The organism is Carboxydothermus islandicus (assembly GCF_001950325.1).
Lineage (GTDB): Bacteria > Bacillota > Z-2901 > Carboxydothermales > Carboxydothermaceae > Carboxydothermus > Carboxydothermus islandicus.
On the sequence record NZ_BDJL01000001.1, the window covers coordinates 148,926 to 171,942 of the forward strand.

9 protein-coding genes and 1 pseudogene are annotated in these 23,017 nt (G+C 41.1%); 7 read left to right on the top strand and 3 right to left on the bottom strand.

Going from position 1 to position 23,017, the window contains the following annotated elements:
- Positions 1 to 186: 186 nt before the first annotated feature.
- Together ciss_RS00870 and ciss_RS00875 are read left to right on the top strand one after the other, a co-directional pair.
- Positions 187 to 1,803 (top strand): S1C family serine protease, encoded by a 1,617-nt coding sequence (locus ciss_RS00870; RefSeq protein ID WP_075864439.1) that lies wholly within the window; start codon positions 187 to 189, stop codon positions 1,801 to 1,803.
- Between the two features lie 344 nt (positions 1,804 to 2,147).
- On the top strand, positions 2,148 to 3,617 hold the full coding sequence (locus ciss_RS00875) for an ATP-binding protein (protein ID WP_439951257.1): 1,470 nt from the start codon (positions 2,148 to 2,150) through the stop codon (positions 3,615 to 3,617).
- 126 nt (positions 3,618 to 3,743) lie between these two features.
- Here the strand turns inward: ciss_RS00875 and ciss_RS00880 are convergent, their stop codons facing one another.
- Positions 3,744 to 4,148 carry a coiled-coil domain-containing protein gene (locus ciss_RS00880; RefSeq protein ID WP_075864441.1) on the bottom strand — a complete coding sequence of 135 codons (405 nt, stop codon included), beginning with the start codon at positions 4,146 to 4,148 and terminating at the stop codon, positions 3,744 to 3,746.
- Between the two features lie 307 nt (positions 4,149 to 4,455).
- On the opposite strand from ciss_RS00880, the gene ciss_RS00885 reads away from it, so the two are divergent.
- Positions 4,456 to 5,697: a methyl-accepting chemotaxis protein gene (locus ciss_RS00885; protein WP_075864442.1), complete on the top strand. Its 1,242-nt coding sequence runs from the start codon at positions 4,456 to 4,458 to the stop codon at positions 5,695 to 5,697.
- Positions 5,698 to 5,794: 97 nt separating this feature from the next.
- Positions 5,795 to 7,309 (top strand): annotated as a pseudogene (locus ciss_RS00890) (HD-GYP domain-containing protein).
- A gap of 56 nt (positions 7,310 to 7,365) precedes the next feature.
- Here ciss_RS00890 and ciss_RS00900 read toward each other — a convergent pair.
- Positions 7,366 to 7,686 carry a hypothetical protein gene (locus ciss_RS00900; protein WP_075864445.1) on the bottom strand — a complete coding sequence of 107 codons (321 nt, stop codon included), beginning with the start codon at positions 7,684 to 7,686 and terminating at the stop codon, positions 7,366 to 7,368.
- 145 nt (positions 7,687 to 7,831) lie between these two features.
- Positions 7,832 to 11,479 (bottom strand): 5'-nucleotidase C-terminal domain-containing protein, encoded by a 3,648-nt coding sequence (locus tag ciss_RS00905; protein ID WP_075864446.1) that lies wholly within the window; start codon positions 11,477 to 11,479, stop codon positions 7,832 to 7,834.
- 263 nt (positions 11,480 to 11,742) lie between these two features.
- Here ciss_RS00905 and ciss_RS00910 point away from each other — a divergent pair, with 263 nt between their 5' ends.
- The 3 genes from ciss_RS00910 to ciss_RS00920 all read left to right on the top strand — a co-directional run bounded on the left by ciss_RS00910 (position 11,743) and on the right by ciss_RS00920 (position 22,866).
- Positions 11,743 to 19,212, top strand: coding sequence for a cytochrome c3 family protein (locus ciss_RS00910; protein WP_075864447.1), 7,470 nt, complete (start codon positions 11,743 to 11,745; stop codon positions 19,210 to 19,212).
- Positions 19,213 to 19,345: 133 nt separating this feature from the next.
- Entirely contained in the window at positions 19,346 to 20,788 is a 1,443-nt protein-coding gene (locus ciss_RS00915) for a transglutaminase domain-containing protein (protein ID WP_075864448.1), read from the top strand.
- A gap of 215 nt (positions 20,789 to 21,003) precedes the next feature.
- On the top strand, positions 21,004 to 22,866 hold the full coding sequence (locus tag ciss_RS00920; protein WP_075864449.1) for an N-acetylmuramoyl-L-alanine amidase family protein: 1,863 nt from the start codon (positions 21,004 to 21,006) through the stop codon (positions 22,864 to 22,866).
- Positions 22,867 to 23,017 lie beyond the last annotated feature (151 nt).

Sequence of the window (23,017 nt, forward strand, 5' to 3'; positions counted from 1 at the left end):
CCACGGGAACAGTTCTTGTTTCTATTAAGCCGGAAGTTGTTTTTGAAGCATCCAAAGCGCACGAAGAGGAGCAAAGCAAGCAGTATAATCAGTAGTTCATAATACCACATCCTCAAGCTGCCGGTATCCTTTTCTAATTTATATAAAATATCTTTGGCATTGGCTTAGCTGCTTTCTTTAAAATGTATGGCCCCAGCAGTTAAAGTTCCGGTTGACCTTTTAATTTATAGTAATGATGAATTTTTAAAGCGTTCGCAAATTAAGTCAACCTTAGAGTATAAAATTGCCCGGGAAGGTGTCCTTGGGCTTTTTTGTTTAAAAGGTGCAGGAATTTTTCTAACTTTAGAGAATAAAAAAGATAAAGATAGCTCGACGAAAGAGAGGGTAAAAATGAAATCCCTGGGAAAATTTATCGTTGTTTTTTTATTAAGTCTGGTTCTTTTTAATCATCCAGTTTTGGCTAAAACAGTAAACTATCCACCCCAAATACTAACTATTTCCGCCAGCAAAACGGTAGTTACTTCGGGCGAGACCGTTATCTTATCGGCTAAAGCCTACGATAAAAATAAGGATAAAATTTATTATGAATGGACGGCTACTGGTAGCAGCTCTGATAAAGGCAGGTTCAGCAGTACCAGGGCGGCAAAAGTTACCTGGATAGCCCCTAAGGTTACCGGTGATACATATTTCACAATTAAGCTAAAAGTTTACGACAGCAAAAAAGCTGCAGCCTATAAATCCATAAAAATCCAGGTTAAGCCTAAAACTTTAACCCAGCTTTTTAAAGAATTAAAGGATAGTACTGTTTTGGTCACTACCGGTTCAGGCCTGGGAAGCGGCTTTATTATTTCTTCAGACGGACGGATTTTAACCTGCTATCATGTTATTAAAGGAGAAAAGCAAGCATTTGTTACTTTAGCCAATGGAACAAAATACGAAGTTGTCAGTTTGGAAAGATATGATCCGGAAAATGACTGGGCCATAATTAAAATCAATGCCCGAAATTTAAAACCGGTGGCGTTAACCACCAAACTTCCGGAGGTGGGGGAACAAGTCTTTACCATTGGTAATCCCCAGGGTTTAAGCTGGAGTATGGCAAGCGGCATAGTTAGCAGCAATAATCGGGTAATAGACGGCAAACCTTACCTGCAAATCACTGCTCCTGTTAACCCGGGCAATAGCGGCGGGCCACTTTTCAATATGAAAGGCGAAGTAATAGGCATAATCAACATGAAGCTTATTGGAAGCGAAGGACTTAATTTTGCTATTCCCTATAATACGGTTGTGAAGAATATGAATACCGCTTTTGTGGTCAATGCTCCGTTAGCGGAAGTCTTTAGTGATGAAGCCTACCAAACTGGTATAAATGAGCTGGTAAAAACTTTAAATGAAGGGAATTACGATTATTTAAATCCTTTAATAATTGGTTCGATAAATCTTGGACGGGTTAGGTATGAAAACGGTACCTGGGCAGAAGATAATACTGGCGTAGTTCATTATGGAATTGACGTTATTGTTAATTACCGGCAATTTTTAGCAATTTATCAAAATCATCTCGAAAGTCCTGATTTTAACAATGATATGAGCGATTTTGCAAGAACAATAACCGAAAAGTTTTCCAATTATCTTGGAACACCAACCTTTGATGTTTGGTTCAGGGTGTATGAGGACCTTGACCAAATGCCTGCCGAGAATTTGGTACCGGCAAAATATATAACTCCCAATAATGGCAAATATACTGTTGACTGGTATTTTTACGGGGCGAGAAGCAGTTTTAACGATTTTAGTGAAAAATGGTATTGAGATTAATAACCAGGAAAATTCCCCGGCTGCAAAGCTTTTTGGCAGGTATGAAGTAGATCTAATAATGTATAAAGTAAAACAATGAAATAACTATCTGGTTTATATAGCCAAAAGTGCCGCTTAAATTATTGGTTTAGTGGCACTTTTTTGCTTGGCTTCAAAATTTTCCGGATTCCGGAGCCTCTTTTCTCTTTTAAATTCAAAATGGTTATTATTGAACCCTGCTTACCATTTTAAAAAAGTAGGTGTACTTAATAAAAATATAGAAAAAATTATAAGTATACTTTAGATTTTATTTGAAAAAATATAAAATATAGATTATAATTTTTAAAAAGGAGGTGAAGATGTTGTCAATTGCGACTCCTGAAAATATCCTTAAAATCCTTTATTCCTACAATCCCTGGTGGCGAAATAATAATCTACCTCGAGAGTTTATTAAACCAATAAAAAGGTTTGCCTATTATGAAGCATTGGAACAGCTTTTACATCCCGATTTGAGGAGATTTGTGATTTTATCGGGAGCAAGACGTGTTGGCAAAACAACAATCCTTTATCAAATGATAGAAACCTTATTACAAAAAGGGATAGATACTAAAAAAATAATTTACATTTCCTTTGATCATCCATTATTAAAATTTTGTAACATGAATGAAATTATTGAAATATATGAAACCAATATTTCACCAAGTGAAGAAACATATTTGTTTCTGGATGAGATTCAATACACGGGGGATTGGGACAAGTGGCTTAAAGTATTTTATGATACTAAGCCTGCTTGGCGGGTTGTCGCGACCGGTTCGGCCAGCCCGGTCTTGGTGCAAGGTGCGACTGAAAGCGGAGTTGGACGTTGGAGTGTTATTCAGGTACCTACTTTATCTTTTTATGAATATTGCCAAATAACTAATGTGGAAGAAATTCCCCAATTGGATTCAGAAATTACACCTTTAGTTTTACAGAAACTTAAAGCCTATGAACTTCATGACCTTATGTATCGTCTTGCTCCTTTACAAAAACATTTTCATCGCTATTTAATAGTTGGTGGTTTTCCTGAACTTGCTTTGAGTAAAGATGACTATTACGCGCAAAGAATTCTACGAGAAGATGTAGTTGATAAAGTATTAAAACGGGATATACCATCACTGTTTAATATTAGGAATGCGGTAGTTTTAGAAAAGGTTTTTCTTTACTTATGTTTTAATTCTTCCAATATAATTAACATAGCTACCATAAGTAAAGAGTTGGATAACACTCCCGCAGTGACCATTTCTAATTACCTTCACTACCTTGAAAGGGCAAACTTAATTTATCTAAGTTACCCGGTAAGTCTGGATGGTAAAAAAATTCTAAAAGCCAGACCAAAGATATATATTGCTGACCCTGCAATTAGAAATGCTGTTCTAATGTTAGATAACGTATTAACTGATCCAAAAGAATTGGGCATAATGGTTGAAACTGCCATTTATAAGCATTTGGCAGCATTTTATTATCGCTTAAATATTAAAGTTGGTTATTACCGGCAAACTGGAGGTAAAGAAAAAGAAATTGATGTAGTTGTTGACCATCCTCAGGGTAAGATTCTTGTGGAAGTAAAATATCGTGAAAATGCTTCAATTAAAGAAGATGATGCCATTGTATCTAAGTCTCTTGCAAATGAAAATGTAATTGCTTCTTTTATTATTACCAAAAAATCTGAAGATTATGGGTTAATGCCTTTTGCTGATAAAGTACCAATAATGCGTATACCTGCCTTTGCTTTTTTATACCTTTTGGGGCACACGGAGAAAAATCAAATTTTGAGGATAAACGGTGTGTAGGTACAATTTGTTTATCAAACAAAAACCTAACAACTTTACGCTATTTTCCGCAAAAAAGGATATCACTTACAAAGAACCGGTTATTATTCCCCCAGAAAAACCCAGTAGGTTTGTTCACAAGCTGGTCTATTTCCAATTTGCTCGCTTTATGGCAAAGAGCTGTTCCTCGTGATTGATTAGTTTAAACATAGCAAAATCAAGTTTTTCGGTGTGCTCCCGAAGGGTGGTCTTGATTTCAGCGATATCTTTTTCCATAGTAGTAATTTTACTTTTCATTTCACTCATTTCATTTTTCATTTCATTTATTTCATTTTTCATTCCGCTTATTTCATTTTTCATTTCATTCATTTCTTTTTTTATTTCATTTATTTCTTTTTTCATTTCATTCATTTCATTTCTCAATTCATTTACATCGCTTCGCAGCTCTTCGACAGTGCCATTAGTACGGCCGACCATATGAATAAGTTCGGCTAACATTGATGACATTTGATTTATCTGGATTTTAATTTCATCCAGACGGTCGTCGGGCATCTTTCATCGCACCTTTATGCTTTTGGTATAATCCTACCATAATTTCTTAACAATTTAAAGCGGATTTAAGGTGGCAGAGCTGTGAAGGTGTATAAAATTATGGTCTTTGCTAATAGGATGGGTAATACGATATTAATTTTTTAATAAAAACGAAAATTTTAAAAAGTATTGCAGGAAAAGTTTAATTTTTGTCGAAAAACTTTAAATAGAAAAGTATTTTTTTTTCAATTTATTTTGTGAAAATATTCCTTTATTTTGCCAATTTAAGAGAATGAGAATACTTTAAGACTTAAAGGAGGCATAAAAGTTGACGGCGATTACGAACAATCGTGATATCTACCTGTCTTTAAAGACAAAATATTTTATCGCCTTTGGCAGTATTTTTGCCATCATCTTCGTGGGTATAGCTTTCGGGTATGTTATCTTTTTTGGACTGGTAAATGCCGTTAACCAGTTTGGTAGCCACGGAAACCTTGCAGTTTTGCACGATGCGGCCAAAAAAGCAACCCACAACGTACTTCTGCTTATGGTTGCCATGTTTATTCCGATGCTGGGAGCTTCAATCTTTTTTAGCCGGCAAATTATCAAGGACTTGTTTGAACCTGTTAAACGGCTAACCAAATACTGTGATGTAATCAGTTCAGGGGATTTAACCGCGGACGCTTTTCAAAGAAAAGCTACGTTTGGCAGGGATGAACTGGACGATTTAGTTAAGGCTTACAACACCATGATTAGCAGAAATAAAAGCATATTATCGTTAATGCAGCAGGAAACCCAGAAACTTAACAGCAGTATGGAAGGCATACTGGGGGCGGTGGAACAAATCAATACCGGCGTAATCCGGGAAGCGGAACTGGTTAACAACGTAACCAGCATTGCCGAACAGTTGAAAGAAACCGCCGAGAATCTGGCGGTATTAGTCAATCAGGCACTTAAAGAAACAGGCTATATTCAGGAAAAATCCGAAGAGGGGCGACAAACCAGTGAGGAAACCGTTAAGAGGATCGAAGAACTCATAGCCAAGGTGAATAAAGCGGCTCAAACCAGCAACGCTTTAATGGAAGTGGCCGAATTCATTACCGAAATAGCCGAACAAACCAACCTGTTATCGCTAAATGCTGCCATTGAAGCGGCGAGAGCCGGTGAAGCCGGCAGGGGGTTTGCGGTGGTGGCGCAGGAAGTCAAGAAACTGGCCGACAGCACAAGAAACAAGGCAAATGAGATAAAAGAGGAACTTTTAAACGTACACCGGCAGTTGCAGGAAGTTGGCAAAGACGCCAGCAAGGCCGGGGAAGTGGTCAGGCAAACTGCCGAAAACTACCGGGAATTTTCGGAAAAAGCCAAAGATTTAAGGCATGGAGCGGAAATAATCAACGAAAGAACCGGGCAAATGCAAAATATGGCTACCCATTTAGCGAACACAGCGGTGGAAACGTCTTCATTCGTTGAGGAAACCACCGCTATGGTGGAAGAAGTGGGAGCGAATATAACGGAGTTGGGCAGGGTAGTAGAGGAACTAAATCAGGAAATAGGGAAATACAAGTTATAGAATGAGGGGAAAATTTTATTTTTGAAAATAGTTCTTATTAGCAGGAAGAGATAAAAAGTGTCGAAATAACATTTAAACGAGGGTTTAGGTGAAAATCATGGAAAAGGAAATTCTTTATCAACTGGCGGTACCGTTTTTTTCTGAGCTTTTAAAGGATGAAAATTTTGAAAAACAGTTGCTGTTGCGCTTTGAACAAAAACTTAAAGCTACTTTTGGAGAATTTTTTTTTGAGGAAACTCTAAAAAAATTAGTTATTTTTTTAAAAGGCATTAAAGAGCAAAATAATCTTAAAGCTTTACAGGAGATTATTAGTATACATATTCAGAGAAATGCGAATATATTTATATTTTTAAACGAATTGGACCTTTTTTCTGAAACCATAATTGAATTTGTTTTTTCTAATTATTCCCGGGAAAAAGTAAATAAAATATTGCCGGCGGTTTTTTATTTAAAACGGTTGATTGAGGAGTTAATTTATGAACCGGTAGAAAAGGAACCCAAAGAAATTATCAATGCTGAATTATTAACCAATTCCCGGGAGGTAATCGAAGAAAGCCTGAAAGAAATTTACCGCTGGCTTGAGCCGCTTTTTGTAGCTTTAGTAGTTCCCAATACCCTGGGAGTTTTTAAAGTAATTGCGGGCGTTGGGGAAAAAATTGAAGAGTTTGCCCGTCTGTCGCTGCCCAAAACTTCCTATTCTTTTGCCGGAAGATTACCTATCCCCACCTGTTACCGGGAAGAGAAGATAAGAATCTTGCCCTTTAAAGACCCAGGCATCCTGGGGCCGTTTGTGGAGATCTGGAATAAATGCGGTATAGAGAGTGCGGTTTTGTATCCGGTGATATTTACTAGCTATAAAATAGGGGTTCTGGTGGTAACTTTTCCGACTTCTTTAAAATTTCCCGAGGATTTTTATTACCGTGCAGCTAAATTTGCGGAAAATTTGGCGAAGAAAATTATCGCGGCTTATAAAAAAAACCAGGAAACGGAATTTTACTGTTTGCTAAAAAGTGCGCAGGAAAAGTCGCTTAAAGTGGTGGTTAGTTTATTGGAGAAAAAAGACCATTATACCGCTTTTCATTCCCAGCTGGTTACCAGGTATGCGGTTTACCTGGGAGAAAAACTGGGGGTAGATAAGGAAGGGATTGAGTATTTACGAACCGGCGGAATATTTCACGATGTGGGCAAGGTTGGCATTCGGGATATGATCCTGCTTAAGCCGGGAAGCTTAACCGGGGAAGAATGGCTGGTGATGCGTTTACACCCGGAGTACGGGTACCAGGTAGTGAAGGAGATGGATGTGGCGATGGAGGTGCGGGAAATTGTCCGTTACCACCATGAGCGCTACGATGGCTAAGGATATCCTCATGGCTTAAAAGGGGAGGAGATTCCTTTTTTAGCCAGGATTTGTTCGGTGGCGGATAGCCTGGAGGCAATTACGTCCGACCGGATTTACCGGAAAGGGCGGGATTTTTCCTTTGCTTTAGAAGAAATAAGGAGAAATAGTAAGACCCAGTTTGACCCGGAAGTAGTTGCGGTCTTAAAAAGTGGAGTAGAAAAGGAGCTTGCCGAAATTAAAGAACAAACTTTAAAAGAAATTGGCGAAACCTAAGAAGTCTTTAGCTAAAATGCCCTTGGTCTGGAGTATTTACCAAGGGGTTTGCTTTTTTACTTATATTTTGCCCATTTCAGGGCAAAAAGCTGTTCTTCGTGATTGATTAGCTTAAACATGGCAAATTCAAGTTTTTCGGTATGGTCCTGAACGGTAGCCTTGATATCCGCAATATCTTTTTCCATGGTAGTGATTTTCTTTTTTATTTCGTTGACTTCATTTTTTAGTTCCTTTACTTCACTTCGCAGTTCATTGACATCGCTTCTTAGTTCTTCAATAGCTCCGTTGTTGCGGCCGACCATATGAATTAGCTCCGCTAACATCGTTGAAATTTGATTTACCTGGGTTTTAATTTCTTGAAGAAGGGCCTCGGACATATTATCAGCACTCCCCTTTTGCTTTTAAGATAATCCTACCATATTTTCGGGAAAATTTAAATTGGTAAAAAAATTAAACCGTAGGAGGTTTAACAAAAACGCCTCTGGTCTTTGCTCTGACCAGAGGCGTTAATATTTTTAGCGTTTAACTTACAAGTTTTTCCCAGATGTAGCCGGTTTTGTTGCCGTATTTTACTTTGTAGCGGTTCCCGGCAAAACCTATAACTTCCAAAGTGGTACCATAACGGACGGTGGCGATGACTTTGCCGTCTACTGCTTTATCCCGGATATAGGCGCCGGATTTGGAGGTCACTTTTACTTTTTTATAAACCACGATTTTCTCGGGCTGGGTGGTTACCAGAACATCTTTGGCGTTAATGTAGCCAAAGATGGAGCCTACTTTTACTTTGTACCAGGAACCATCTTTAACTACGATTTGATACCTGCTGCCGCCGCTAACTACCGCTACGGTAGGGGCAGAGGCGGAAGGATTGGCTTTGACGTTTGCCCTTAAGTTTATTACCACCGCGTACTGGGGTGCCGGTGCCGGGGTAGGTGTCGGTTTGATTTCGACATCTTTTTCCTGTTCTACCGGTGTGGTAGAAATTCGCCAGTTGTTATCGACTTTGGGAGTGATCGTGCCTTTTTCCTGGATATAGCGAATGATTAAGCTTCTAATTTGTCCGTCATCGCCCATTTCCCTGGCGGAATCAAAGTAAACTATGCTGGGGTCGGTGTTGCTGATACCGGCTGCCGCCATGAAACCTCCGCCGCCATTGAATCGGTAGTTGTTGATGGCAACTTTAAAGACATCGGTGTCTTTTACGAGTTTGCCGTTAACTTTAAGATTTTTAATTCTTTGGCCCACCGGAGCGGTAAGGTCAATGACATAGGTAGCGCCGTGGAGCATGTCCAAGTTGTAGTCCGGGATATTGTAAACCGGGTCTTTGACTACCGGATCGGTAGGACTTGTTACCTGCTTGTAATAACGGGCGGACCATTCCAGCCAGTCTTTTAACTGCTTTCCGGTCATCTTGATGCCATAGAGGAAGTTTTCATAGATATAGAGCGACATAATGTTTTGAATGGTAATATCCCCTTTGTAAATCTTAGCAGTGGTGCTTAGCGGTGCGGCGATGGAAAGGTCTGCCTTGGCATAATACCGCTGTACTTCATTGACCAGGTCCATTAAAGCCGTATCCTGGGTGGTGATGCCGGTAGCCAGGAAATCGCCGGCAGCAGTACCAATCTTGGTGCCGGTGTAAGCTAAGACCTTATCCTGATAGGGCTGCATTACGGCTAAAAGTTCCTGGTCGGCAGGGTAGTTGGCGTCCATCTTTACGGTTTTGGAAGTGGTGCCGGCAAATTTATAGTTTCCATTGCTGTCTTTAACAAAAACAAGGTCAATATGGGAAACATAGCGACCCCAGCGGTCGGGCTGAGTAACAATTACCCTGTTACCCGAGGGGCTGGTGTAAATATTCATGCTGATATTCCGGTGGGTGTGACCGGCGACAATGGCGTTGATACCATCGACACTGGTAGCCAAAGCTTTAACCTGGTTTTCCGGGATGACATCGGTAGCCGATTCTTCCCCGGAGTGGAAGGTGACGATAATGTAATCGGCTCCCTGGGCTTTCATCCTGGGTATCCAGTACTTGGCGGTTTCAACCGGGTCTTTAAATTCCAGGCCTTTGTAGTTAGCCGGGTTTTCCCAGTTGGGAATCGTCTTGGTAGTAAGGCCAAGAATACCCACTTTTACTGTACCAAAGGGGGTGGTAACCGGTTTAATGATATAGGGGCGGACATAAGTCCGTCCGTCTTTGGCCCAGACGATATTGGCCGATAAGACTGCGATTCCTTCATTGGTAGCATCCAAAATAATGCGGTTTAAGGTGTTTAATCCGAAGTTAAACTCGTGGTTGCCCAGGGTCCAGGCATCATAGCCCATATAGCCCATGGCTTTCATCATGGGATATTCCGATTCGGTATCGATCATATTGAAATAATAGTTTAAGGGTGTTCCCTGAATGGTATCGCCGTTGTCCACCAAAATTACCGGATTCTGGGCCCGCACTTGTTTGACATAAGTATAAACTTTAGCTAATCCCTGGTCGTAAGGTATATTTTGGTAGTAATCCAGCGGGAAAATATTTCCGTGCAAATCCGAGGTAGCTAAAATGGAAATTTTATAAATATCGGTTGCCGGTTTAATGCGGTTGTCGATCTGTGAGGTAATGGTACCTTTGGTGCGAATGTCGTCCATAAAAGCATCCCGGACCAGGATAAAGGTATCTTCGGCGGAAACAGCTTCCTTAAAGGCGGTGAAGTTATCGCCGCCGGTGGCCATAAAGCTGTTAGTAGCAACGGTGTAAACAGCATTATCGTCAAGGGGTGTGCCGTCTTCCAGAGTAACCTTGGTGACCCGGCTCATGCTGGGAAGAGTAGGCAGATATTCAAATTTAAGTCCGGCTACCTGAATACCTTTGCCCCCATCCATGACCGCTTGTTCCAGAACTTTTTTAATGGTGGAACCTTTCATTTGCAGTTTATAGATAGTGTTGTCAAAGGGCATTAAAGTAAAGATATCTCCCACGGTAATGTTGCCTGCTTTTAAGTCTGTTCTAAGCCCGCCGTTATTGGCAAAACCAATCTGGGCCCCTACTTTTTTCCGGGTAACATCGGCGGCCCAGTTACCCAAAAGCGAGTCGCCGTAGGGGCTGGCACTCTGGGTACGGGTAAGGTCAAGAGCTGCTCTACCGATTATCTCGGAAAACATGGGGCCAACTTCTGCCTTGGCGGCTTCCACGATAGCATCTACTTCCGGGTCAATTACCGGCGTCGGGGTGTTGTAATCGTTGACAATACTTACAAAACTAACGGTGCTGTCGATTATTTTGTTATTTTCGTCTAAAGTAAGGGTTACCCGGGCAAAGCCTTTGCCGTTGTTCTGGGCTACCGCTACCGGGATACCGTTTACTTTGCCGGCGATAATGGTATGGGTATGGCCACCGAAAATTACATCGGCGCCGGTGACGTTTTTGGCGAGATAGATTAATTCGTTATCTTTGCTGTCAGCTTTGGTGAGAGTGGAATCATAGGCACCAATGTGAGCCAGGATGACGACGATATCGGCTCCAGCAGCTTTTACTTCCGGGATTAAAGCGTTAGCCGTTGCTACTGGGTCTAATATTTTAAAAGGTTCTATGTAGGCTGGCATGATTACTGTAGGAAACTCGGTGGAAACGAGGCCGATTACTCCTATTTTAATGCCGTTTTTGTCAATGATGGTGTAAGGTTTGAAAAAGGGAGGACGGGTATTATCGGCCTTATAAACGATATTGGCGGCTAAAAGGGGGAATTTTGCTCCTTTAATAGTGTTGGTGCTGTAATCAATTATCGCGTCTAACCCCCAGTCAAATTCGTGGTTGCCCAGGGTCATGGCGTCAAAGCCGACGTTGTTCATAAACTCAACTACCGGCTTGCCCCTGAGGACATTGGAAATGGGGGTTCCCTGGAACATATCACCACCGGCGAGGATGACGGTGTTGGGGTTGGAAGCTTTAATGTCTTTTAGCTTTTTAGCCAAGACCGCAGCGATTTTCTGCTCTAATGGCTGGCCGTTTAAAGTTGTGTCATACTTTAAATAGCCGTGGAAGTCGGTGACTTCCAGCAAATCTACCGTTTTTGGCGTGCTGGCAAAGGTAACGGATAGTCCTGGGCTTACAAAACTAAAGATTAGAGCCAGGACCAGCACTGTTGCCAGAAAACGGAGCTTCTGCAATTTTAACATGAAAACCCTCCTTTTTAAGAATTTTGTATACAATTGATAGCTTAATTGTAAGGTAAATTCTTACCATTGTCAATTTATTAAAAATTATTAAAAGTTTTTAGACCAACGATGAAAACTTAATCAAATGCTGTTTATATAAAATAATTTTATAACTTTAAGTAGAAGGAAAAAGAAAAATTATGCAGAATAGAGAAAAGACTGGAAATATTGGAAAATGGTGAAATGAGATATATTTTATCTAAATGCGGTGGAGGGAGATCATTTTGAAGGAATTTAAGGTAAAACTATTTCTAACGTCATTAATTTTTCTTATCCTTTTACTTTTTGGATTAAATCAACAAACTTTTGCCCGGAGTACTGTAAGGTATATTTATTTTGGTCAGGGAAATAATTACGTAACTTCACAGCAGGGAATCCCTTTTATCAGCCAGTTTAACACTAATTATCCTCTTTTAAATACTTACCTGGCGGAAGCGGGAAATATCGGGAACAAGCTTTCCGATTCCCTGTATTTAGGAGGCATAAAAGCCAAAAAGCTGCACTTTTTGTGGTATTCGGTATGGTCGGGTTATCTTTCAAAACGGGAAATAGGTAAAATTAGAATTATTTTTGAAGACCCGAATGATCCTGCAAATTTAAACAATTACCGGGAATTCAAAATTAATTTAGGGGAAAATATTTCCGAGTGGGCTTACGATAGACTTAAAGATCCACCGCCTTCCCATGGTCTGGCTCCAGTTGGGATGGAATGGCAGACTACAATTGATAGCAGTAGTCCATATATAGCAAGGAAATATTATTATTCTATTGAACTTGAAAGTTTAAATTTACATAATCGGCGGATTAAAGCAATTGAGTTATGGGTAAAGTACGATTCAATTGACCGGGAATCCCAGAACCTTGGCATAAATATTGATTCGTTAACTATCGAACCCAATGTTGAGGCTTCTGACTGGAATTATTTTTTGGTGAAGGATTTTACCGAAATAAAAGATGAGGATAACAATACCCGTACGTACATAAATTTTGAATCTTACCCCGGAAATGGTACCTTAAGTTTAGACGGCATTAATCTTGTAACAGTAAATCAAAATAATGGCATTGCTTTTGGAAGTGCGGAAATAAGTAATTTTTATTACTGGTATAATCCTTTTACCGTAACAGCAATTTATAATGGTGTTACGTACACCGGGCCGCAGAAAAATATTATTTACAGTAAATATCCGGATCAAAAGTATTTTTCTATTAGCAGCACAATGGGTGGTGCGTATGCGCTCTTTTTCACATTCCTGTATAAAGAATTTTACCTGATTTATGACAAAGATACCAAAAAGGATGTTGTTTTAAGTAAAGATAGTTTTGGGTACGAGGGATTTACTGTAGATGATGTTATCGAAGTTAGAGTGTTTCATCCCAAAGATAATACCTGGGCGTGCAAATATTTTGACTCAAGCTCTCCCAGGGGAGATGGTATTGATGTCCATGGGCCACCGCGCAAAGTGGGTCCACTGGATATTTCTGACCTGCTGGTGGAGGGGGTTAACTATGTAACAGTACGCTATTATAATATCTGGACCGATACCTATTCTTCCGATCCGGTTAACCTTGTTTTTAGAGAGTCACCATCTTATGAACCTATTCAGTTACCGGGGTTTAACGATTTTATGTACCGGGTTAGCAGTGATTTTCGTTATAATTTTAACTACATACCGTTTTACTTTTGTAGGGACTTTACGACGAATAGCTATAAAGCCAGTTCAACACAACCGGTGCAAACGGTAAACTTAAAGGGACAAATTGCCGCTGCCGTCCATTTTATGACCGCATTATACAACGGTGAGCTGATACCTACCTCTACCAAGGTTGGAGAGCTCAGAGTTTATTATACCGACGGTACTTTTACAGCAAAGGATTTAATTGCCGGAGAAAATACCGGAAATTATCTTGTAGATAAACAAAGGGATGAACAGCGAAAAGTGGTACCCAATTTCTGGTGGGATTTGGTGGTTGATGGAAATAATTTTACCGAAAAAAGGATGTATTTAACCACTGTTTCTACCAGCTTAAAACCTGTGTCAAAAGTGGAAATTCTCTATACCTATAATGACCCCAATGTGAATTTATATTTGACCGGTGTAACCCTGGAAAAAGCTCCGGAGTTTAGCTTTAAACCGCTTATTGCGGGACCAAGGGAGAAAAAGTTTCTTAACATCGGTACTGGAGAACTTTTTTATTTTGACAATATTCCCTTTAGAATAAAAAAATTGATTTCCAGTGGAAATAAGTTTGACCTTATAACTGATAGAAGCTTAGCTAACGTCAAACAAATACAGTATTTCCAGGGGAAAATGGAACGTTTAAACGATTATATAAATTTAAGTGGTTTACAGGGAAGCAAACTATATTTATTGCACAATTTGGTTGGGGCATTTTCACTGCCCAACGGTACAACGGTTGCGAGGTTTACGGTTTATTACACCGATGGAACGGCTCAGACGGTGGATTTTGTTGCGGGGGTAAATACGGCGGAGTGGGATTATGAGAATCCGGAGAAAGCCGGAGCCTGCCGGCATAGTACTGACCTACCCCGGCAGTTTTCTTTCTTAACCCGCCAGGAGGCAAACGACCTTTATAATGGACATTTCTTTTATACCGAAATTCCTCTGGATTCCGGGAAAACTTTAAACTATGCCAGGATTTCCTTATTAACCTCCCAGGGAGAAGGGGCCAATATTGGCTTTGAGATTCAAGCGGCTTCCCTGGAAACCAGTTTAAACTATAACTGGGTGCCCGGAAAGAAGTTATTAGCCGGGGGCACCAGTAAGATTATTAGTCAAACGAATTATTCCTGGAATAGCTCCTTTCCCCTGTTTTTGGTAGAGAAGCCCAATGGGGCCGGGGCTTTGCGCTTTGATGATTACTTATTATTAAATAACACCTATCTATTTAGTTTTTATAAAAAATCAAGAAATATAACCCTTATTGATCCCCTCGATGTTTCCGACATTTTCTTCAAAAATAACTTAAACTATTTTGCGGGAAAAATTGATGATATTTTTCCACCTTTTTACGGTTCTACTGATATTTACTTAAAAGAAGCTCCCTTTGATTTTGATGGGATCTGGGCAGAATTTATCTACCCTTCGGTTTTAAACTGTTATCTTAATACTGCTCATCCCACAATAGTTTTTAACGTTTATGATAATTTTTCCGGTGTTAGCACAAATGGAATTAATCTATTTGTTGATGAAGTTCCTTACTTACCTGTAATAAATGGTAACAGAGTTGAACAAACAGTTACCCTTAAGGGGGGAGCTCCAGGACGACCTCTTCCTGGCGAACGGGGGAATATTAAGGTTCTGGGGTACGATAAAGCAAGTAATTTATCCGAAACAGTTATCAGCTATATTTATGACCCGGTTTCGCCGGTTATTGAAGATATTTATAATTTGGATGGTGGTGTTACCAAAAATTCCTTACTTACCTTATGGTTTAAGGTTTATGATAGTATTGCCGGCCTGGATGAAAATAAACTTAAGTTTTACTTAAACGGAGTACCGTGTTCTTACCAAAAGAAAGAGAAAAATATTTTTGAAATTTTCCATGATGAGTTTTCTACCGGGAAAAATACGGTGGATATTGAAGCTTATGATTTGGCGGGAAATTTTGCTAAGGTAAGTTATAACGTCTACTTTGATCCCGTATTACCGGTTATAGTTAGTCCCAATGATTACACAAGCTTTGACCAGCCCCTTATTAAAGTAGTTTATTACGGAAAAAAGACCCTTGCAGAGCTGGAAGTGCTGGTTGATGGGGAAAAAGCTTTCTTATCTTTTCAAGGGGACAATGAAGCGGTTTTCGTACCCCGGGAGGCTTTTGAGCGGGAAGGGGAGCATAAGATCACTTATATCCTGCGTGATTTTAGTGGAAAGGAAAAAAGTTGCGAAAAGACCGTTTATTACCAAAAAATTCTTAAAGGGGATAAGGAATTAGTAAAGATTCTCGGTTATTTCCACCGGTTTGATTTTACAGGAAATCTCACAGAAAAAGTTCTTACTGCCGGAAAAGAAGGGATTATTGCTACCGATAACCGTTTTGGAGAGCGAATACTTATAGACCTTTTGCAAAACTCCATATCTTCCGGTGAAGTGGTAAACTTTGCTTTTGACGGGGAAACAGAAAAATTAGCGGTGATAAGAAAGGTTTATGGACAGCCAGGAAAATTATATCTTGTAGATAAAGATAGAGAACTGTTAATTGATACGGTCGGGGATAAAGCTTACCTGGATAAAGTTCACGTGGATATAAAGGACGGTAAAGTGGCCTACGTAAAAGAAAATGCCGATCATACCTGTAGTATTAGTATATATAACCTTGAAAACGGCCAAAAACTTAATTTTGAGCAGAAATTTACTGATATTCATTCCATAGCCCTGGGCGAAAAGGAAATATATTTAAGCTTTGATAATTACGGACAATATGACCTGGGAGCAATAGATATTAATACCGGGAGTTACCGGAGCTTAAGACTGCAAAGCGGTGAGCAAATATATCCTCAATTTAGTGGAGGGTACCTTTACTATCTGGATACGTCGGCCTATGTCAACGAGGTGGTTTGCCTGGAACCCAGTTCCGGGAAGGAAGAAATAAAGTTAAGTTTTATTGGACCAGCGCGTTTTGAAGTTAGCGAGAGAGGAATTGTTTTTGTCGAGTACCGGGAGGAGAGGTATTATTTAAACTTTTATTCGGGCAGTAAAGGAAAGGTTGAACTTTACAGGTCAAGTAATCCCCTGCTTTCACCGGTAATTTCCTGGCCGAAGGTAGTTTTTGCGGAAAAAGTTGAGTTTGGAAGTTTTTACATTAAAGAAGTGGTGATTTTTGACCGTAAAGATGAAACTTACGTAATGGGTAGTGATGATAAAATTTCCTTTGATGCAGGAAAGCTTAAATTATCAGGGATTTCCGGAGCCTTTACTCCGCTGGAGGTCATTAAAGTCCTAATTTTGGAATACCCCGATGAAATAGTTCCCCTTTCGGCCGAACTAAGATATATCGTTCCCATCTACGACATTAATGTAACCAGTCAGCCTGCACAGCCGGTAAAGTTGACCATTGCCTATCAGCCGGAAAAGGTCATTGGTATCAATGAAGATAGCCTGGCCATATATTATTTTAATCCTGAAAAGGGGCAATGGGAAAAACTTGATAGCATTGTAGACAAGCAAAATCATACGGTAACGGCAGAAGTAACCCACTTTAGCCAGTACACCATTTTGGGAACAATTGAAACTTCCGGCGATAAGCCGATGCCACCACCAACTTACAAGAAATTGGTGGTAGATAATGGTACCCGCTACTGGAACGAAATTTACTTACCCAACGAACGGCATCCGGAAAATTACCGCATTCACAGTAACTATACGAAAAATACCGATGCCTGCGCTTCCTGCCACCGGACCCATACAGCGGTGGGCAAAACTTTGTTGCAGTGGTTTTCGGTATATGATACCTGCATGGCGTGTCACGATGGAACCGTTTCCACCACTTACAATGTGGTTGCCGGTGAGATAGGGACTACCGGCCATCCTACCTACGGCGGGGCCTTTGGTACTGGAACGGAAGAGGACCTGTCCAACCACAATGTAATCGGAGCGGTAAATATTTTTGCTGCTCCCGGCGGGAACATCACAGGATTTTTTGAAGAAAACGATACTCCGGATTTTGGTAAGGTTCTGGCCTGGGATTTAGAGTTTGGCTGTACTTCATGCCATAATCCTCACGGCCTTGCGGGTAATGCCCGGATCTTAAACCCCAATGTCAATAACTATGCTTTACTAAACTACAAAACAAATATCCAATATATCTACAGCGGGGCAGTAGGGGGTTATGTAGCTGCCGATGGACAGAGATACCAGTGGCTTAGGAGCTATCCTTATCTTAAAGGTACAAGGGTTAAAGTTAATGGTGAACTAAAAGTTGAAGGAAGAGACTATACTCTTGACAGTACCGGAGGTTACACTGTAATTAAATTTAGCCAGCCGGTTGCGGGTACGGTTACGGCGGATTTCTATCCGGCCTTAGTGGTAAAAATGAAAATAAGTAACTACCTGCAGGCCGATGAAACAATCCAGCATGTGGATGGGTTAAACCGTTTCTGTGGAGCCTGTCATACCGATTATAATAACGAGCAGAGTGATATAGCCCAAAATACCGGTGCAGGGAGCAGGTTAACCGGCACCTATACCGAAGCTTACCGCCATCAGGTTGGGTTTAAAGTTGAGGATTTTAAAGGTGTCCTTTCTACTGCTAATTTGACCTATGAAAAGAAAGAAAATGGGCAGGAAGTGGCCACCTGTGAAACCTGCCATTATGCTCACGGAACTAATCGAACTTTCTGGGAGAAAACTTTAATTGGTAATGTTTATAATAACGAGGCCAAAAAATACTGGGCAGGCTTTACCTATAATGACTTAAAAGAAATTGCCGGATCATCAGCCTTAAAGCGGGCACCCAATATGGCGGTGTGCGAAGTTTGCCACCAGAAGGGAAGTGCGGGAGAAGGCTACCTTGCCAATACCGGGCAAACAATTTTGCAGGTAACATACCTTAAAGATGGCGTATTTACTTTAGGGCAGAAATACGTTGGCAGTGATAGGTGCCTGGAGTGCCATGCCAAAGAAGGCTGGAGCAGTTTTGATTTAACGGTAACGGTGGTATACCACAAGGAGACCGGGGTTTTTGAGGTGGTTTATGACGAAAACTTTTATAAAGCCTGGCTTAGCCAGAATGCTCTGGGAAGAGCCGGTCAAAAAGTTACGGTGACTTTGAAAAATAATACGATTCTGGAAATCACCTATACTATTACAAATATTTTACCCGGGGCTTTAAAAACCTGGAACGAAAGCTCAATGTTTAAAAATGGCCTTATGCCCTGGGAGGTAAGCTACGTTATAGGTTTTAAGAAAAAGCAAGCTTATGTTTATCCGGACGGTACCAAGCAGTATTTAACTTTCGGCGATAAAGCCCGGTTTGGTCTGGTAGACTTACAGCGTTACGGCTGGATTTCTTATAATACCAGGACCGAAGTTACCGAATGTTTTGCCTGCCACGTTACTGGCTGGGATGGGAATACGAATAGTGCGGCTGCCCGGTACGTGGAAATGGGCGTGGGCTGCGAAAAGTGCCACGGTCCCGGTGAAAATCACGTGAAAAATCCGTCTTCGTTAAACATCGTAAACCCGCTGCGGCTTTCCCTTTTGCGGCAAAACGACCTTTGCGGCAGTTGCCATAGTAGAGGGGAGACACCGGAGGGTGTTAACTACCTGATAAACTTTGTTCCGGGCCAGAGTTTACTGGATAAGATTTACCTTTATACCAGAGATGGTAGTCAAATAAATGGCTACGAAACTATTGCAAATCCGGGCCTCTTTTACCCTGACGGCACGGTCCGGTACCACCAGATGGAGTACAACGATTATCTGCAGAGCAAGATGGGGAGCAGTGTAGCTTGCAATACCTGTCATAATATGCATGGCAATGGGAGCCGGCTGAAGATTTCGAAAAAGTCGATTTGCGGCGTCTGCCATATAAACAATCTGGATATAGACCGCTATATGCCGTATACCTACCAGATAGATGGTGATACCGGAGCAGTTTTAAGAAGCCATCGCTTTATGCAAAGCTTTATTTACCCCGAGTTAATTTTAAATCCGCCGGTGGAGTTAAGGTACTAAGATAATTAATTAAGGAATGCTTTTGCAGGCTTTGGCCTGCGTTTTTTTTTACCGGATATTGCTTTTGCCGAAATTTGACGAAAAGATTATAATATTTTATAGAAAAAAATAAATAAGAAAGGAGGGTTTGGCGGTGAGAAAAAGATTAGGATTCCTGTTGCTACTTGTTTTAACCTTTATGGTAATATTTAATGGCGTAACTTATGCCGGTGACACCCCAACCCTTAAAATTTCTGCGCCGAAAGTTGTTTATTCACCTGCGGCGGTTATTACCGCTAAAGCTTCGGGACCTTATCCTTTAAAGTATTTAACGGTAAATAATAATAATTATGCTCTTCCCGGGACTAAAAATGTAGTTAAAACGGTAAAGGTAAGCTTAAATAAAGGTAGTAACTTAATCGTTGTTAAAGTAGTAGACCGGCGGGGGAAATATACGGTAAAGAAATTTTATATTACCTACGTTGACAGAACTCCTCCGGAGCTTTCGGTATCTGCCCCGAATTCGGTAAAGGGAAGCACTGCCGAAATAAAAATTTCCGTTAAAGATCCTTCCAGGGTAGTAAGGCTGGAAATAGGCGGCCATAATTTATTGTCAACCCCGGTTTATTCTTATCAAACGTCAATAAAAGTTACCTTAAACCCGGGGATTAACACCTTTACCATTAAAGCAAGGGATAGTTTTGGTAATGTTTCCACCAAAACAATAAAAATTAGCCGTGAGGTTACCGATGCAGCCGTTAATTTAAATTCAGGACTGAAGTTTGATTATAGTGCCCTTTTGGCTTATCCGGAGATTAACACTTATAACTTAGCTTTAAAGCCCGGAGAAGAAATACAACCGGTGGAAATTACCGGAATTCCTTCCGGAATGAGTGCTGATTTTGGATTTAAGCCGAAGGGCATAGATAAAATATATGCCATTAAGGAGTTTTCCGGTTCCACAATAAGCGGGGAAAAACTTTACTTCCGCTATGGAAGCGGCAGCTATTATCTTCTCTTTTACCGTCAGGCCAGTATGGGAAGAGTGTATATCGAAAAGGTTGTTAAAATTAATGTAAGCGGCATTACCGATAAGGGAGATCTTTTGCCTTCTGGCTTTGTGGACAGCGACAATGAAACGATAAGACATATTGCTTATGAATTGACAAAAGATCTTACCGACGACCTTTCCAGGGTTAAAGCTATCCATGATTATGTGGTAAAGGCTTTAACTTACGACTGGAATAGTTATTATCGGGGAATAGTTCCGCAGAAAAAAGCTTCCGAAGCTCTGGCCAGTGGAACCGGAGTATGCCAGGACTACAGCCGACTCTTTGCAGCTATAGCCCGGGCGGCAGGAATACCAACGAGAATAGTAATCGGTACCGGTGATGGTGACCCCCATGCCTGGAACCGGGTTTACGTTAACGGTAAGTGGCTGGATGTGGATGTGACCTGGGATGACCAGGAAAATCACGGGATAATTTATGATTATTTCTTGAAGGAAGCACCTCTACCAAGGCATATAGAAGATAATTCGGCGGAAGCCTATTACGAAGCGGAAATGTTGCATTCGATAACTTTTAGTGAAAATTAATTAAGGCGCACGTGGGTGCGCTTTATTTTTTAGTGAAATATGGAAAAAACAGTAAATTACTGCAAAAAGGTCGTATAAAGCCGATTCCAGCAGGTTATTGGCGGTAATCTTCGAATTTAAGCATATTTAAGCTTCTCCTTATTCGACAGATTGTTAAGACAATGTTATAATATTTACAAGATTTTATAAATTAATGGAAAAAGGCGGGTGTGAGTGTGAGAAAGGGTTATCGGGGAATCGTTCGCGGACATGCTCTGGTATTACTCTTGGTGTTCCTTTTCTCCATATTTTTTGGGTTCCGCCTGCCAGTATTGGCCGCAAGTTACGGAGTGGTAACGGCTTCCACCTTAAATGTTCGTTCCGGTCCGGGAATTAATTATGCAAAGATCGGGGTATTAACCAAAGGACAAAAAGTTGAGCTTGTGGGGAAAACGGGTGATTGGTATAAAATCCGGTACAAAACCGGTTATGGCTATGTTTTAGGGAAATACATAAGTTCGGGGGTGGCGAGCAGCCGGGGAACGGAGGCTTCACGCACCGGGATTGTGACGGCTACCACTTTAAACGTCCGGAAAACCCCGGGCACTTCGGCGGCGATAGCCGGTAAATTAACCAAAAACACGCGGGTGGAAATTTATAAGGAACAAAACGGCTGGTATTACATTAAAGCTGGAAATATTGCCGGGTGGGTTGTAAAAACTTATATTAAGGTTACCGAAACTTCCCGGGGGACAACCCCTGCACTTCCGCAGAGCAGTACTAATACAAATACTTCTATTCAGACGGTTTCCGGAGTCTATGCAGTAAAAGCTACCAGCTTAAATCTTCGTTCCGGTCCGGGTACAGTTTATAGCGTGATAAAGACCCTGCCGCAGGGGACAAAGGTAGAAGGACTGCTGGTTTCCGGGGACTGGATGAAGATTAAAGCAGGGAGTACTACCGGCTGGGTAGCAAAAGCGTATTTAGTTCCTTATGTGGCAGAAACCAGCCGTGGAGATACGCTTAGGATTATTAAAACGGTATATCCAATGATTGACCCCGTAAATATTTTTAACGGTGCGGGGTTTTCTACCGGAGTTAAAGCGACGATTTCCGGGGAAAAGAGCTTTGGGGTTTTAGAGGAAAAAGACGGCTGGTATCGCTTAGCTCTCGCTGGCCGGGAGATTGGCTGGGCGGAAAAAGCAAATTTTAGCGATACTCCGGTAGAGCCGGTTCATCCGGTGCAGATTAAAGTTGAAACGGCACCCGCTTCTTTGACCTGGCAAATAACTACTACGGCCAATCTTACTTATACTTTAAGTGACGATAAACTGACGGCCAAAATTATTTTAGAAAATGGGCAAATCGATAATGTTACTGCTCCTGATTTAAGTTTTCCGGTAAAAAGTTTAACGGCGGCTACGGAAAATGGAAATGTAGTGGTAAATTTAGCCGGCTTTGTCCCGCTGAACTTTACCGTGGAGAAAATTGATGGGGGATACAATGTAAGAATTCTCCCGGAATCAGTGCTTTTAGGGAAAAAGATTGTCCTGGATCCGGGGCACGGCGGTAGCGACCCCGGTACGATAGGAAAGGTCTATGGGATTAAAGAAAAGGATGTAAATTTAGATATTGCGCTTAAACTTAGAGGGTATTTAGAAGCGGTTGGAGCAACTGTTTATATGACCAGAACCGGAGATACTTACCCCACTTTAAGTGAACGGGTGGCATACGCTAACGGTCTATCTGCCGATTTATTTTTAAGTATCCACCAGAATAGCGTAAGCTCACCGGAATATTACTCGGCTAACGGAACTCAAGTCTATTATTATCCGGACCCGAGCAATCAAGTCTTAGAAAAAGCCTTAGCCGATGTTCTTATGGGCTCTCTTAATGAGGTTCTGGGTAGTAAAAATAAGGGTATTTATACCAACCAGGGCTTTTACGTAATTAAGTATACGGAAATGCCGTCGGCTTTGGTGGAAGTAGGGTTTTTATCCAATGCCGAAGAAGAAAAGAAACTTTCTACCCCGGAATACCGGACTAAAGCGGCAGCGGCCTTAGCCCAGGGAATAACCAGATGGTTTTCAGGAAAATAAAGCGCCGGCAAGAACGCCGGCGCTTTTTTAATCTGTGCGCCCGGCATGGGTGTTGCCTATAAGGTGAAAGTCCTGAACGGCGAAGGTAGTAGTAGCCGTTAGCTTAAGGCAAGGGTGTCCATCGCGAGGTGGAATCTGAAGGAAGCCGGCG

What these genes read in the sequence shown, in the direction of transcription:
- ciss_RS00870 (WP_075864439.1), top strand. Translation starts at nt 187, where the DNA reads ATGGCCCCAGCAGTTAAAGTTCCGGTTGACCTTTTAATTTATAGTAAT.
- ciss_RS00875 (WP_439951257.1), top strand. Translation starts at nt 2,148, where the DNA reads ATGTTGTCAATTGCGACTCCTGAAAATATCCTTAAAATCCTTTATTCC.
- ciss_RS00880 (WP_075864441.1), bottom strand. Translation starts at nt 4,148, where the DNA reads ATGCCCGACGACCGTCTGGATGAAATTAAAATCCAGATAAATCAAATG.
- ciss_RS00900 (WP_075864445.1), bottom strand. Translation starts at nt 7,686, where the DNA reads ATGTCCGAGGCCCTTCTTCAAGAAATTAAAACCCAGGTAAATCAAATT.
- ciss_RS00905 (WP_075864446.1), bottom strand. Translation starts at nt 11,479, where the DNA reads ATGTTAAAATTGCAGAAGCTCCGTTTTCTGGCAACAGTGCTGGTCCTG.